This window comes from Bacillus cabrialesii, assembly GCF_004124315.2.
In the GTDB taxonomy this organism is placed as follows: Bacteria; Bacillota; Bacilli; order Bacillales; family Bacillaceae; genus Bacillus; species Bacillus cabrialesii.
This window is the reverse complement of sequence record NZ_CP096889.1, coordinates 755,352-770,286: the sequence shown is the minus strand read 5'-3', so window position 1 is coordinate 770,286 and position 14,935 is coordinate 755,352. Positions and strand designations below refer to the sequence as shown.

10 protein-coding genes and 1 pseudogene are annotated in these 14,935 nt (G+C 43.2%); 6 read left to right on the top strand and 5 right to left on the bottom strand.

What is annotated here, in order from left to right:
* The first annotated feature begins 2 nt into the window (after positions 1-2).
* The 5 genes from EFK13_RS03940 to EFK13_RS03915 all read left to right on the top strand — a co-directional run bounded on the left by EFK13_RS03940 (position 3) and on the right by EFK13_RS03915 (position 4,340).
* A complete protein-coding gene (locus EFK13_RS03940) occupies positions 3-1,721 on the top strand; it encodes a T7SS effector LXG polymorphic toxin (RefSeq protein ID WP_129506469.1) in 1,719 nt (572 codons plus the stop codon).
* Between the two features lie 20 nt (positions 1,722-1,741).
* Positions 1,742-2,287 (top strand): hypothetical protein, encoded by a 546-nt coding sequence (locus tag EFK13_RS03930; protein ID WP_240034915.1) that lies wholly within the window; start codon positions 1,742-1,744, stop codon positions 2,285-2,287.
* Positions 2,288-2,530: 243 nt separating this feature from the next.
* Positions 2,531-2,836, top strand: a complete 306-nt coding sequence (locus EFK13_RS03925) for a hypothetical protein (RefSeq protein WP_129506470.1) — start codon at positions 2,531-2,533, stop codon at positions 2,834-2,836.
* Positions 2,837-3,025: 189 nt separating this feature from the next.
* Entirely contained in the window at positions 3,026-4,153 is a 1,128-nt protein-coding gene (locus tag EFK13_RS03920) for a Rap family tetratricopeptide repeat protein (RefSeq protein WP_129506471.1), read from the top strand.
* Positions 4,143-4,340 (top strand): hypothetical protein, encoded by a 198-nt coding sequence (locus tag EFK13_RS03915; protein WP_003240078.1) that lies wholly within the window; start codon positions 4,143-4,145, stop codon positions 4,338-4,340. The genes EFK13_RS03920 and EFK13_RS03915 overlap by 11 nt, the downstream gene beginning before the upstream one ends.
* A 789-nt stretch (positions 4,341-5,129) precedes the next feature.
* Here the strand turns inward: EFK13_RS03915 and rlmD are convergent.
* The 3 genes from rlmD to srfP form a co-directional block, all read right to left on the bottom strand.
* On the bottom strand, positions 5,130-6,515 hold the full coding sequence (rlmD, locus tag EFK13_RS03910; protein WP_129506472.1) for a 23S rRNA (uracil(1939)-C(5))-methyltransferase RlmD: 1,386 nt from the start codon (positions 6,513-6,515) through the stop codon (positions 5,130-5,132).
* 58 nt (positions 6,516-6,573) lie between these two features.
* A complete protein-coding gene (locus EFK13_RS03905; protein WP_064812691.1) occupies positions 6,574-7,485 on the bottom strand; it encodes a diacylglycerol kinase in 912 nt (303 codons plus the stop codon).
* A 377-nt stretch (positions 7,486-7,862) separates the two neighbouring features.
* Positions 7,863-11,012: a surfactin resistance protein SrfP gene (gene srfP, locus EFK13_RS03900; RefSeq protein WP_129506515.1), complete on the bottom strand. Its 3,150-nt coding sequence runs from the start codon at positions 11,010-11,012 to the stop codon at positions 7,863-7,865.
* Between the two features lie 131 nt (positions 11,013-11,143).
* On the opposite strand from srfP, the pseudogene EFK13_RS03895 reads away from it, so the two are divergent.
* Positions 11,144-12,041, top strand: a pseudogene (locus tag EFK13_RS03895) (TetR/AcrR family transcriptional regulator).
* Here EFK13_RS03895 and gatB read toward each other — a convergent pair.
* Both gatB and gatA read right to left on the bottom strand, forming a co-directional pair.
* Entirely contained in the window at positions 12,028-13,458 is a 1,431-nt protein-coding gene (gene gatB / locus EFK13_RS03890; protein ID WP_129506474.1) for an Asp-tRNA(Asn)/Glu-tRNA(Gln) amidotransferase subunit GatB, read from the bottom strand. The pseudogene EFK13_RS03895 and the gene gatB sit on opposite strands and share 14 nt — an antisense overlap.
* A 13-nt stretch (positions 13,459-13,471) precedes the next feature.
* The gene (gene gatA, locus EFK13_RS03885; RefSeq protein ID WP_129506475.1) at positions 13,472-14,929 is read right to left on the bottom strand and encodes an Asp-tRNA(Asn)/Glu-tRNA(Gln) amidotransferase subunit GatA; all 1,458 of its coding nucleotides are present in this window, start codon (positions 14,927-14,929) and stop codon (positions 13,472-13,474) included.
* Between the last annotated feature and the right edge of the window lie 6 nt (positions 14,930-14,935).

Below are 14,935 nucleotides of genomic sequence, written 5' to 3'. Positions count from 1 at the left end.
TCATGAAAGTATTTGAAGCGAAAACATTGCTTTCGGAAGCAACAGACCGTGCAAAAGAGTACAAAGAACTAAGAACGCAAATGGTGAACTTGAGAAAAGCGTTAAAAAGCGTCGCTGATCTCAGTGACAGCGAATTCTCTGGGAAAGGCGCCAGCAACATCAAAGCCTTCTATCACGACCACGTCGGGGTCACCGACCAATGGATCGACTACATCGACATGAAAATCGCATTTTTCAAAAGCATCGCCGGAGCCGCCGAAGACAAAGGCCTCTCAGACGCATACATCGAAGAATCCTTCCTGGAACACGAACTGGCAAATGCCCATAAAAAATCAAAATCCATCATGTCCGAACAGAAAAAAGCGATGAAAGATATCTTAAACGATATCGACGACATCCTCCCGCTCGGCCTGTTTTCAACAGAAACCTTCAAAGACGAGCTGGCAGATGCCAACGACAAACGCAAAAAAACACTGGAAAAACTGGACGCCTTGGACGAAGACCTGAAGACAGAATACGCCCTGTCGGAACCAAACGAACAATTCATCAAGTCCGACTTCCAAAAGCTCCAAGAAGCAACAGGCAAAGGCAAAAACGCAACACCCATCCACTACAACGCCAAAGCGTACCGTGAGAGTGACATACATAAGAAAAAAGGCGACATTGAAAAGCGGACTGAAGCTTACTTGAAGGTTAAGAAAGAGGAAGCGAAGGAACGCGAGATTGAAGAATTAAAGAAAAAGCTTGCGGATGGTGTGTCTGACCCTGATGAATATTTAGAAATTGCAAAGAAGATTGGGTATGAGAACCTTGAACCTTATCAACAACAGTATGTGATACAATTAGAAACGGCTAAACAGGATGCTAAAATTTTAAAAGGAATTGGTGAGGGATTATACGACTTTGGAAAAGACACTGCTCTTGGTGTGAAGGATATGATTTTAAATGCACCGGAGACAATTAACAGTGTATACAAATTTTTAAACTCCTCTCCCACCCAACAACTCGCAACAGTTACATTTACGGGAGTTAATATATGGGCAGCGTTATCCGATTCATGGAAGCGTGATATGATAAACGGAGACGCAGAGTCAAGATCACGTTGGATCACCTATTCCCTGGCCACTGTTGTAACAGCACTTATTGGAACTAAAGGTATAGATAAAGTTGGAAAAATAGGAACACTCACAGCTCAAAAAACTATTACAAAAGGCAGTGAAGCACTTGTTACTACAACAGAAATGTTCAGTAACATGCTTTCCAGAACAAATCAATTTGCTTTTGCGGATGACTTACAAAAAATACAAGATGTTCATAACGTTCTAAATACTGAACTTCTGAGAGATGTATCAAAAAAAGAAAGTGTATTATTTCAATCAAATAGTGGGAAATCACCTACGAACAGTAGTACTTTTGATGTTACATCTTTTGAAAAGAAAATGTATAGCATGAACATCAATGAAAAAATTGCTTTTATAAGAGAAACCGCCGCCCCGATTGCTAAACAGAATGGCTGGAAAAAAGATTCTAAACTATCCACAATTAATAAACGAGATGTATACTACGATTCAAAAAGTAAAACATATTATGCTTTAGATACACAACATGGGCGCTTTGAAGTCCTAAATAAAAGAGGGAAACATCAAGGGGAAGTCGATTTTAACCTTAATCCTACTAAGGAAGCGGACAAATCAGGCGGACATGATTTAAGAATGAAATAGATATTTTTGGAGGTACCCTTATGGATAAATTGATTACTGATGCCATTATTAAATTCTACAATAAAGAGTCTACACAAGAAGAGTATCTATCTTTATGTAAACAAGAAATTATCCTCCCTGACTCATTAAAATCTTATTTAAAAACAGAAAAAATAAGTTATGAAAATACAAATGAGGATGAAATTTGGCCATCTGCTACATTTAGATTCGAATTTGAACCATTTGTAAAAAATGATTTTAATATAAGCTATAACAGCAAATTAATGATTTCTAAGTTGGCTCCTATCTTTTACATACAACATGAATTTGAGTTAGAAAACATTGATCCAGAGAGAACAACTCCAATTCTAGATGGTTTTAGTACTCAAACGTATTCTATGTCTCAACAGAAACTAGACACAAAACTGAATCAAATCTTAAAAGAAATGGGATACAACGCTCTTGATTATCAAGAAATGAACGAAGTCATTTGTGATCTTGATATAAAAACAGAGCCTTTATTCGGTCCCCAAATTACGGTAGAACTGGCATTATTTCATGATTTGCTAGAGCTTTGTCCAGAGTAGCAATACTGGAGGATGAGTCTTTTTTGGAAAATGAATTAAATGCATCATATAGAAGCATAGCTGAAACCGTTAACGAAATGATACCAGAACTCTGATTCCATTTGAATTTGGTTTGATGAAAATGGATTCAAAATTTAATGTAGTAAAGATCGGTATCCTTTCACCTCTGCTTAATAAATTTAAAGCCCTCTTATTTGAGGGTTTTAAATTTATCTCATCTCACTTTATAAAAGGAGCAACATTTTGACAGTAAGAAAAGAATTAATAAAACAAATAAATTTAACAATCACAGTAATAAAAACTATAAATCAAAAGAATCCAACTCCAATGATGAAAAACATATTAAAAAGATATGAAGAGGCAAAAGAATTTATCCAACATTCAACAGAGGAACAATTCGAAGAAGACCTCTTTATAGTTAAAAATAAACTAGATACTCTGACAAGAGCATATCTAGAATCAGCTAACGACTATATGAATCCTATGCTCAGAGAAATGCATAAGACAGAAAAACTGCTAAAAGAGTATGACGAAACTGCTCAGTCGTAATAACCGCAATCCAAAATTCAAAATTTGAGTTCGCACTAACCACCACAAAACCAAATATAACGCGAAACACCAAAACTCCCTTTTGCGGGTTGCACCGAAAATTTATTTTGCGGTCTCTCAACCCCTTCCTATTAAATTTCAGTATTGATAAAATTTACATAATTAGTGACAAGAGGAAGGGTGAGAAGTTTGGACACGATTTCGTCTCCGCACGTTGGGATGAAAATAAATGAGTGGAACCGGCATATTCAAAAGTTTAATGTGACAGATGCTGAAATGCTTAAAGCTGAGATCGAACGGGACATTGACATCATGGAAGAAGACCAAGACCTCTTGATTTACTATCAGCTCATTACATTTCGTCATCAGCTTATGATCGACTATGTGATTCCATCTGAAGGAAACCAAATGGATTTATCAGAATATTCAAAGATAATTGAAGGCAGCAACAGGAAGATGGAGAAACTCGTTGAATACTACTATTACTTTTTTCAAGGGATGTATGAATTCAAAGAGGGCAATTTCTTAAGTGCCATTACATTCTATCAAAAAGCGGAAAACACCATTCCTTATATTTCAGATGAAATTGAGCGGGCGGAATTTTATTTTAAAATGGCTGAAGTGTTTTACCATATGAAACAAACCCATGTCTCAATGCACTATTCTTCTCAGGCGTATAACATCTATAAAACACACGACCTTTACTCAGTCCGCCGCATACAATGCCATTTTGTGATCGCAGGAAACTACGATGACCTAGAAAGTCATGAAAAGGCGCTCCCCCACCTCGAACAGGCACTAAAAGGCGCACGGCTGCTTGAAAGCAAAAACAAGCGGATTTACGGCCAAGCTTTATTCAATATTGGAAATTGTTATCTTAAAATGGGCGAATTGACAAAAGCAGCAAAATACATGGAGAAATCGATACTCCAATTTAAAAAATCAAATTTCAACAACTTGACACAAGCTTACCACGATTTAGCCTTAATTTATTTTCTTCAACATAAACAAGAACAGGCAATGGATTGTTTCAGAAAAGGCGTACGCTTCGCATGTAAATTCGACGATGGCCTATTTAAAATTATGTTTGATGGATTACAGGCGCTGTTTATCAAAAAAGGAGAAGCGTCCATTTTATTAAATGTTTTCAACAAATTAGAGACATCCCAAGGATATCCTTATATGGAAGAGTTGGCATTATTAGCCGCAAAGTTTTATACTGAAATTGGGCAGATGGATGATTCTGTTATCTGTTTCAAAAAGATGGTTCATGCCCGCAAACAAATTCAGAGAGGGGATTGTTTGTATGAAATTTAAACTGACTTTGTGCGCTGTAATTGCTTTGATCGGTGTAAGCTTTATCAGTTCTTCCTTAGGAAATGAAGTAAACGTAGCATCCAGAAACATGACAAGCAAAGCTGCAAACGATTCAACGAACTCCCTAGCAGACAAAGCCATCTTTGATAAGGAAATGACGATTGCAGAAAACGGAACGCTTGGTTAAGGACAAGACGCAGCTTTTGGCTGCGTCTCTTTTTCTGAAAAATACGATGACAATTGGTGATAGAATGTTTTATGTTCAAACTCTCATATGCAACCCAAACCTAACAAGATCGATACTTATTTCATACCTATTCATCATTTCCATGAACTAAGAGAAATAAAAACTAGATCTTGATTTCAACTATATAGACGGAGCCATTCAATTCAAATATAAGGATCAGTATTTGCTGGATGTTATCAGTTATGGGCTTATTTGCTGAATGTAACGGAAGATATTCTTAATATCGGCAAAAAAAGGAGAAACTTATTCTCCATATTAGCCTTTAAAACTACCTATGAATACAATCTCAAACGATTTAATGCTATTTAATCTTGAAAAACACAATAAAATTGTACTGCCTAAACAAGCATTTTTCAGTGCTTTACTACCAGGATCTCTGGCGTTTTTTAGATCGATGGACATAGTTTATGATTATCACTGCCAGTACGAATGAAACAAAATAATAGACATAAAAAAACAAGTTAGGTGGAAGCAATGTATAACCAATTAAGAGAAAGAAAAGATAAATGACAATGGTCAAACAAATATACTGCCTGTTGAAGAATTCAAAGAACAACAAGACAATCTAAATGACTTATCTGTATTATTAACAGAAATGGACAAAATGATGACCTCACTTGAATGGCATATATCAGAAATTAGTGATTTAAATATAAAATTGCTAAAGAAAAAAATTGAAAATTAGCCTTTTCTTTAACAATTTAAAAAAGGCAACACCCAACATAGGGGTTAGTTGCCTTTTTTAAGTTCCAGCACTGCCACACACTCCACATGATTCGTATGCGGAAACATATCCACAGGCTGCACTTCGCGCGTCACGTACCCGCCATCCTCAAGCACCCGCAAATCCCTCGCAAGCGTACCAGGATTACAGGACACATACACCACCCGCTTCGGTTTCATCTCCACAATCGTGCGCAGGAGGGCTTCGTCGCAGCCTTTTCTTGGCGGGTCGACGACTAGTGTATCGGCCGTGATGCCTTCTTCGTACCACTTTGGAATCACGGTTTCTGCTTCTCCAACTGCGAATGCTGCGTTTGTGATGCCGTTTAATTCTGCGTTTCGCTTTGCGTCCTCAATCGCTTCCGGCACAATTTCTACGCCGTACACTTTTTTCGCCTGCTTCGCCAGAAATAGAGAAATTGTACCGATGCCGCAGTAGGCGTCGATGACGGTTTCTTCACCTTGCAGTTCCGCGTACTCAAGCGCTTTGTCGTACAGCACTTTTGTCTGCTCCGGGTTGACTTGGTAGAACGATCTGGCGGAGATGGCGAATTTGACGTCTCCGATGAGGTCGTAGATGTATTCTTCGCCCCAGATGACGTTTGTTTCGTTGCCAAAGATGACGTTTGTTTTGTTTGGGTTGATGTTTTGCACGATGGATTTGACGTGCGGGAACGCTGTTGTGATGTCTTCAATGATCTTCACTTTGTGCGGGAAGTCGTTTGTTCTTGTGATGAAGACGATCATCATTTCGCCCGTAACGACGCCGTATCTGACCATGATGTGGCGGAGCCAGCCTTTGTGGCGTTCTTCGTTGTACGCTTTGACACCGTATTTGGCGCAAATGTCTTTGACGGCTTGAACGGCTTCGTCGTTTTTGGATTGCTGGATCAGGCAGGCGCTCATGTCGATGATGTCATGGCTTCTTTGCTGATAGAAACCGGCGACGAGTCCGCCTTCTCGTTCTCCTACCGGCACCTGTGCTTTGTTTCTGTAGTTCCACGGGTCTTCCATGCCAAGTGTCGGATGCACGGTGACGTTTGACAGGTCCAGCTTGCCGATCCGTTCTAAGACGTCTTTGACTTGTTTCTGTTTAAACAAGAGCTGGCCTTCGTAGGTCATGTGCTGAAGCTGGCAGCCTCCGCATTGCTTGTAGATTGGACATGGGGCGTCCGTTCTATGCGGGCTTTCTTTTTTCATCTCGATCAAGCGGCCGAAAGCGAAGCCTTTTTTGACACGCGTGACTTTGATTTGGGCTTTTTCCTCCGGCAGGGCGTTTGGGACAAAGATCGGGAAGCCCTGCACCTTTGCGACGCCTGCTCCTTCGTGGGTCAAATCCTCAAATGTCACGTCGTAGTATTCGTTTTTTTCTACTGGGGGTTTCATTTTCATCTATAATCACCTCTCGTTTTAAGCGAAAGAAAAACTTGGCCTATTCAAGCCAAGTTTTTTAGTCATCCAGCTGTTCCGCTTTCTCCTTCGGCATGACGACGTGAATGTGTCGATACAGATTCACAAATTCGCCCGGCAGCATGCCGCCGTACTCGCCGTCCAGGTTCAGCTGCATCTTTTCTGATACATTGACTTTCACGCGGTTCGCTTTTGTATAAATAATGTGCTGGTCGTTGATGTGTTCGCCGCGGAGCGCCATCGTGGCGACCCTGATAAATTCAGCAAGGTTTGCTTTCTTGAGTATCATCAAATCAAACATGCCGTCATTCAGGCTGGAATCCGGCGCGAGCTTTTCGAACCCGCCGACGGAGTTTGTCAGCGTGACCAAAAACAGCATGATTTCACCTTGAAACAGCTTGCCGTCATATTCAATCTCGACTTCTGTCGGACGAAGTGAAGGCAGCATTTCCATTCCCTTTAAATAATAAGCAAGCTGGCCGAGCATCGTTTTGAGTTTGCTTGGCACGTCGTACGTCAGCTCCGTCAGACGGCCTCCTCCGGCGATATTGATAAAATACTGGCCGTTGACCTGTCCGATATCAATCGGGCGGGCAACGCCGTTAATGGCCGTATCAGCCGCTTTTAAAATATCCTCACGCGGAATGCCGAGCGCTCTGGCGAAATCGTTCGTTGTGCCGACAGGAATCACACCGAGTGTCGGACGATTGTCTAAAGGCGCAAGCCCATTGACGACCTCGTTGATCGTTCCGTCTCCGCCTGCCGCAATGATTAAGTCAAACTCACGCAATGCCGCTTCCTTGGCGGCGTGCGTTGCGTCTCCCGCGCATGTCGTGGCATGGGTGGAGGTTTCATAGCCGGCTTGTTCAAATTTTTGCAGGACCTGGGCAAGATGCTTTTTAAAGATCTCCCGTCCTGAAGTCGGATTGTATATTATGCGTGCACGTTTCATTATCTCATCATCCTACTTAAGAGTATCCGATCCATTTTTACACTAACAACCTTTAATTATACTATGAGTTAAAAAAATCGCAACAAAATGTACATAATCTTACAGGTGAAAACGCACAAAAGCTCAAAACTGATTCTTGTTTTGAGCTTTTGTCATCCTTAACATCCTTTCAGCTTGATTGAAAACCCTTGTAGTCTAGGAAGGGGGAGCATTGGAGCGGACTTCCGCAGGATGCGGTGACAGCGGCGTTTGAGCAGGACGCTCTAGTTTTAAGCCGCTGGTCTTTTTACGTGAGCACCGACGCGCAGACCTGACAACGAATGCGAGGGTTTTTCAACAAGCTGAAAGCCTCAGCAGAGCTGAGGCTTTTTGTTTTTTTACTCTTCTTCCGTTCCCGGTTTTTTCTTGCGGAACTTCGCCAATACTTCGTATACGATTGGCACAATCAAGAGTGTCAGGAGCGTCGAACTGATCAACCCGCCGATAACCGTTACGCCGAGTCCTTTTGAGATGACTTGGCTTCCGCCTTCGAAGCCGAGCGCTAATGGAATCAAGGCGCCGATTGTCGCGATGGCTGTCATCAGAATCGGGCGGAGTCGTGTAGAGCCGGCTTCTAGGAGCGCTTCTCTCGTAGACAATCCTTCCGCTTCCTTATGAATCACGCGGTCAATTAAGACAATCGCATTCGTAACAACGATACCGATCAGCATAAGCATACCGATCATTGCGTTCAGACTGATCGTTTCACCTGATACGTAAAGTCCGATCAGGGCACCGATGACTGTGAACGGCAATGAGAACAGAATCGCAAATGGCGCTAGTGCTCCGCCGAATGTAATCACGAGCACTAGGTAAACGATCGCTATTGCTGCCAGCATCGCTAAACCGAGCTTCGTGAAGGAATCAGCGATATCTGCTGATACGCCGCCTGTATCAATCGATACGTTATCAGGAAGGTCAATCTTATCAATTTTCTTTTGGACATCAGCTGATACAGCTGTAACGTTGTCTGTTGTCACTTCACCTGTGACATCTGCATAGACTTTACCGTCACGTTTTGACACGGTATCAGAAGTTGATCCTTCTTTCACTTTGGCGACATCGCTGATTTTGACTTCCTGGCCAGTCGCAGAAGTGATCTTTTTATTCTCTAAATCTTTCACACTCTTATACTCGTCTTTTTCCGTCTTAATGTTCACATCAAGCTCTTTGCCGTCTTTTTTCACGGTTGTGAGCGGTTCTTGTGATGTTTGTGTCATTAAGGCCTGAGAAATTTGAGACGCAGTTAAACCGAGTTTGCTTAATTTTTCTTGGTCAGCGACAAATGTGTATTCATCATATGTGCTTGAAAGGCCTGAGCTTACGTTTTTCAGATCCTTTTCATCTTTCATGACTTTTTCAATGTCTTTGACCGTGTCTTTAATGTCGTTTTCTGAATCGCCATACACATAGTATGTTAATTCATTGTTATTGCCTGAAGAACTGAAGTCCTGTGACTTCCATTCCCCGCGGTCAGATTGTTTTTGGATTTCCTTCAGCACGTTGTCTTTTTCTTTATCAAAATCAGGCGTGTCGCTTTCATATTTGATATAGAATAACGCACCGTTTGAATCTCCCCCGGCAAGCGGGCTGCCAGAGCCTAATGAATACTGAACCGTGTCGACATGCTTTCGGTCAAGCATGATTTTTTCCGCTTTTTCAGCTTCATCTTCAGCTTCTTTTTTCGTTTGACCCGGTTCTGGGCTGTAAGTAAGCTGGATCGTTTTTTCTTCTTGGGACGGCAAGTAGCTGGCACCGATTAACGGCACAAGGAACAAGCTTCCAAGGAGCATCAGAACAGCGATGATAGACGTGATCCATTTGTGGCTCAGCGCCCAGTTCAATACTTTTTTATAAATGTTTGCAAGTCTGCCAGGTTTGTGTTCTTTCGCTTTGACCGGCGCGCCCGTTAATGATTTTTTGAACAGGCTGTGTGCGAGCATCGGCACAAGCGTGATCGAAATCAACAGGGATGCGGCAAGCGCAAAAACAATCGTCAAGGCAAACGGGATAAACAATTCACCGATTTGTCCGCCTACAAGTGCGAGCGGCAGGAATACCGCGATGGTCACGATCGTAGATGACATGATCGGTTTAAACATTTCCTTCGTCGCTTCACGAACCAAGGCTTTCCCGCGGAGCGGCTCATCCTTGAGTCTCATGCGGCGGTAAATGTTCTCGATAACAACAATGGAATCATCGACAACACGTCCAATCGCAACAGTCATTGCGCCGAGCGTCATGATGTTCAGTGTGATATCAAGCTGTTGCAGCACAAGGAGTGCGATCAGCAATGATAATGGAATTGAAACTACCGAAATTAATGTTGATTTGATATCTCTTAAGAATAAGAGAATAATCACAATCGCAAAAATAGCACCGAAAATGGCTTTGCTTAACATCGTTTCAACTGACTGTGTGATCGGCTCCGCCATGTCGAGTGTTGCGCTGTAGTCGAAGCCTTTATGGTCTTCTTTGAACTGCTTCAGCTCAGCTTTGACATCGTCCGCAACCTCTACTGTATTCGCATCATTTGCTTTGACGACGTTAATGCCAATGCTGTCTTTGCCATTTGTGCGTGAAACAGATTCAGCTTTTTTCACATCTTTAATTGTAGCAATGTCAGATAGCTTGACCGTCGGGACATCTGTGCTTGCGCTTTGCTGTGCCTGTGCCGCAGCTGCTGCTTGCGCACTTTGCGCCGCCGCTTGAGATGCTGCGCTGCCGCCTGCACTTGAAGCTGATGCCGTCGGGATTCTCATATTCTTCAAATCTTTAATCGTTTCAATATCGCCGCTGACGACGACAGATTTTTCTTCATTTCCAAATGTGTACAATCCAAGCGGAGTTGTCACATCCGAACCTTGAATCACCTGTTTAACAGTATCTTTATCAAGGCCGTATTCTTTCAGTTTGTCTTCTTTGAAAGAGAATTCAACCTCTTCCACCTGCTGGCCTGATACTTGGACGGAAGCAACGCCTTCTAAGCCTTCAAGCTTAGGAACGAGGCTGTCCTCCACTTGTTTTGTCAGTTCTTGCAGGTTGTTGTTTTTATCACTGGACACGCTCAGCGTCAGAATCGGGAAGGAGTTCAAGCTGTAGCGTGAAATTTCCGGATCTTTCGCGTCATCAGGCAGGCTGACGTTTTCTAAGGCTTCAGCCGCTTCTGTTTTCGCTTTGTCCATATCTTTCTCATAGTCATATTCAATCATGACCGACGATGCGTTTTCATAGGACGTCGAAGTCACAACACTGACCCCGTCCAAATTCTGCACCGCTTGTTCAACCGGTTTCGTCACCTCATCAGCCACTTGGCTTGGCGTCGCACCCGGATATGTCGTGCTGATCGTCAGGTAAGGCATGTTCACGTCAGGAATAGATTCTTGCTTCATATTCATACCCGCATACAAGCCGGCTGCCGTTACAATAATCGTCATCAGCCATACGGCGAATTTGTTTTTCAGTACGAAATTAATAACGTGATTCATCATATCCTCCATTACATTTTTTATTGACTGACTGGTCATTCTATATAATACTAAACGTTATAACGCAACAACGTCAACTCATATACCAGAAAATTTTTCTAAATTTTTCAAGGATTAAGGGGAAGCACGTCATGAATGAAAAAAAAGAGAAGATCATAAAAACCAGCATTCATTTGTTTGCGAAAAAAGGATTCGCCTCTACGACGATCCAGGAAATCGCCAGTGAATGCGGCATCTCGAAGGGCGCTTTTTATTTGCACTTCAAATCGAAAGAAGCGCTGCTGTTATCCGCCTGTGAATATTACATCGGCATGTCTATGAAAAAGATGAAGAATATAGAAGAGGATCTCGCCGGAAAACCGCCTAAGGAAGTGCTGAAAAAGCAAATTGGCGCGCAATTTGAAGATTTTCGCGATCATAAAGATTTTATCGTTCTTTTGCTTACCGAAAATATCATTCCGGAAAATCAAGAAATCAAGCAATATTTTTATAAAGTAACCATGGAGACGGATAAGCTGTACCGGAATGCCTTGCTGGCGTCCTATGGTGAAGGAATCGAGCGGTACGTCGCAGATCTTTCCATCATGGCAAGAGGCATTGTGCATTCCTATATGAATGTGATGGTATTTAACGGAGAGCTCAACATCGACGCAGACGAAATCTCAGCCTTTATCATGGAGAGACTGGATGACCTCGTGCAAGGACTGAGCCGTTCAGCTCTCAATCCGATGGTGCCCAAAGACATTATCAGCCCGATGCCAGCTGGCAAAGACCAGCTGCTTGAAGACATTGAGAAGGTGAAAGAAAACAGCACGCTGCCTGAGGATATCACAGTATCGTTGGATGTCATCGAAGAAGAACTGTCTCAGGAAAAGCCGCGCAAGCCGATTATTAAAGGCATGCTGTCGAATTTAACCGGGAGCAATGACGAAGAAGTTGAAAAGCTTCGGGCTTCGATTTCTATATTTATCTCGATATGACCAAAAAAAGCAGCCCCTGCGGGCTGCTTTTTTGATTAGCGTTTTTTAATTTCTTCAAGCAGGATTTTGTTGACCATCGGCGGGTTGGCTTGTCCTTTGGACGCTTTCATAATCTGTCCGACAAGGAAGCCGATCGCGCGGTCTTTCCCGTTTTTAAAGTCTTCGATTGATTGAGGGTTATTGTCAAGCGCTTCTGTGACAAGCTTCAGAAGCACGCTTTCGTCAGAAATCTGAACGAGGCCTTTCTCTTTGACAATCTTCTCAGCGTCGCCGCCTTTTTCAATCAATTCTTTAAACACTTTCTTCGCGATCTTAGAAGAAATGGTTCCTTTTTCAATCAATTTGATCATGCCGGCAAGGCCTTCAGGTGTCAGCGCAACGTCAGCAAGCTCTTTTTGCTCGGCGTTCAGATAAGCTGACACTTCACCCATTAGCCAGTTGGACGCTTGTTTGGCTTCAGCGCCTTTTTGAACGGTTTCTTCAAAGAAATCAGCCATTTCTTTTGTCAGCGTCAGAACCATCGCGTCATATGCAGGCAAGCCAAGCTCATCGATATAACGCTTGCGGCGCTCATCAGGAAGCTCAGGAATGCTTGCTTTTACGCGTTCCTTCCATTCGTCATCAATGTAGAGCTCGACAAGGTCTGGCTCTGGGAAGTAACGATAGTCGTCAGATCCCTCTTTGACACGCATGAGAATGGTTTTCTTCGTTGCTTCGTCGTAACGGCGTGTTTCCTGCTGGATAACGCCGCCAGAGAGAAGAACCTGTTCCTGGCGTTTTTCTTCATGCTCAAGGCCTTTTTGAACAAACGCAAAGGAGTTCAAGTTTTTCAATTCTGTTTTTGTGCCGAATTCCTCTTGGCCGATCGGGCGAAGAGAGATATTGGCGTCACAGCGAAGTGAACCTTCTTCCATTTTACAGTCAGAAACGCCTGTATATTGGATGATGGATTTCAGCTTTTCAAGATACGCGTACGCTTCTTCCGGCGTGCGGATATCCGGCTCAGATACAATCTCAACAAGCGGTGTTCCCTGACGGTTGAAGTCAACAAGAGAATAACCGTCGCCTGTATGCGTCAGTTTTCCGGCATCCTCTTCTAGGTGAAGGCGTGTGATGCCGATGCGTTTTGTTTTTCCGCCGACTTCAATTTCGATCCAGCCGTTTTCGCCGATTGGCTTATCAAATTGAGAAATCTGATACGCTTTCGGGTTGTCCGGATAGAAATAGTTTTTGCGGTCAAACTTCGTATCCGTTGCGATCTCACAGTTAAGCGCCATAGCGGCTTTCATTGCAAATTCAACGGCTTCTTTGTTCAGAACAGGCAGGACGCCCGGATATCCGAGGTCAATCACGCTTGTCTGAGTATTCGCCTCCGCGCCGAATGGCGTTGGAGAGCTTGAGAAAATTTTTGATTTTGTTTTTAGCTCAACGTGGACTTCAAGTCCAATTACCGTTTCAAAGTTCAATTCTTTTCACCCCTTACAATTCAGGTTTTGCTTTATGATGGTCTGTCGCTTGTTCAAATGCATGGGCAACACGGTATACAGTGCTTTCATCAAAGTGTTTTCCGATGATTTGCAGGCCGAGCGGAAGTCCGTCTGCTAATCCGCATGGCACGCTGATTCCAGGTACGCCCGCAAGGTTGACAGGAATCGTTAAGATATCGTTTGCGTACATTGTGAGCGGATCTTTCGTGTTTTCACCGATTTTAAACGCAGGTGTCGGTGTCGTCGGTCCGACAATAACATCATATTTCTCAAATACGTCTTCGAAGTCTTTTTTAATCAACGTACGCACTTTTTGCGCTTTTTTGTAGTACGCATCGTAGTAGCCTGAGCTTAAAGCGAACGTTCCGAGCATGATGCGGCGTTTCACTTCATCGCCGAAGCCTTCTGAACGTGTTTGCTTGTAAAGGTCGATCAGGTTTTCCGCGTTGTCTGTGCGGTAGCCGTAGCGGATGCCGTCAAAGCGTGCAAGGTTGGCTGACGCTTCAGATGAAGACAGCAGGTAATATGTCGCAAGCGCGTATTTGCTGTGCGGTAAAGACACTTCTTCCCATGTAGCGCCGAGGCCTTCAAGAACTTTCAGCGCGGCAAGAACAGATTCTCTCGCTTCTTTGCCGACACCTTCACCAAGGTATTCTTTTGGAACAGCGATTTTCAATCCTTTGATGTCGCCAGTTAATGAAGAAAGAAAATCAGGCACGTCCACATTTGCGCTTGTGGCGTCCATTTTGTCTACGCCGGAAATCGCTTGAAGCAAGAATGCGTTGTCCTCAACCGTACGGGTAATCGGCCCGATTTGGTCTAATGAAGACGCAAATGCGACCAGCCCGTAACGGGACACGCGTCCGTATGTAGGCTTTAATCCGACAACTCCGCAAAAAGATGCCGGCTGACGGATGGAACCGCCTGTGTCAGATCCAAGTGAAAACGGAACTTCTCCCGCAGCAACCGCAGCCGCTGAACCGCCGCTAGAACCGCCGGGAACAGTGTCTAGGTTCCAAGGGTTTTTCGTCAGCTTGTAAGCTGAGTTTTCGGTAGATGATCCCATGGCGAATTCGTCCATGTTCAATTTTCCGATTGTGATCGCTTCAGCGTCTTGAAGGCGCTGAACGACAGTAGCATCGTAGATCGGGTCAAAGTTTTCGAGAATTTTGCTGGAGCATGTTGTGCGCAGCCCTTTTGTTACGATATTATCTTTTACGCCGATCGGCATACCGAAAAGAAGACCATGTTCAGAACGGCTGTCTACCGCCTCATCAAGCTCCTTCGCGTACGCGCGCGCTTTCTCTTCATCTAATGCCAAAAAGGCTTGTACCTTATCATCAACCGCTTGGATGCGTTTATAAGATTCGTCAACAAGATCAGAAATCTTAATCTCTTTTTTATGTATGAGCTGTTTTAATTCTGTGATTTTGTGATCAAATAATGACATTCTTGT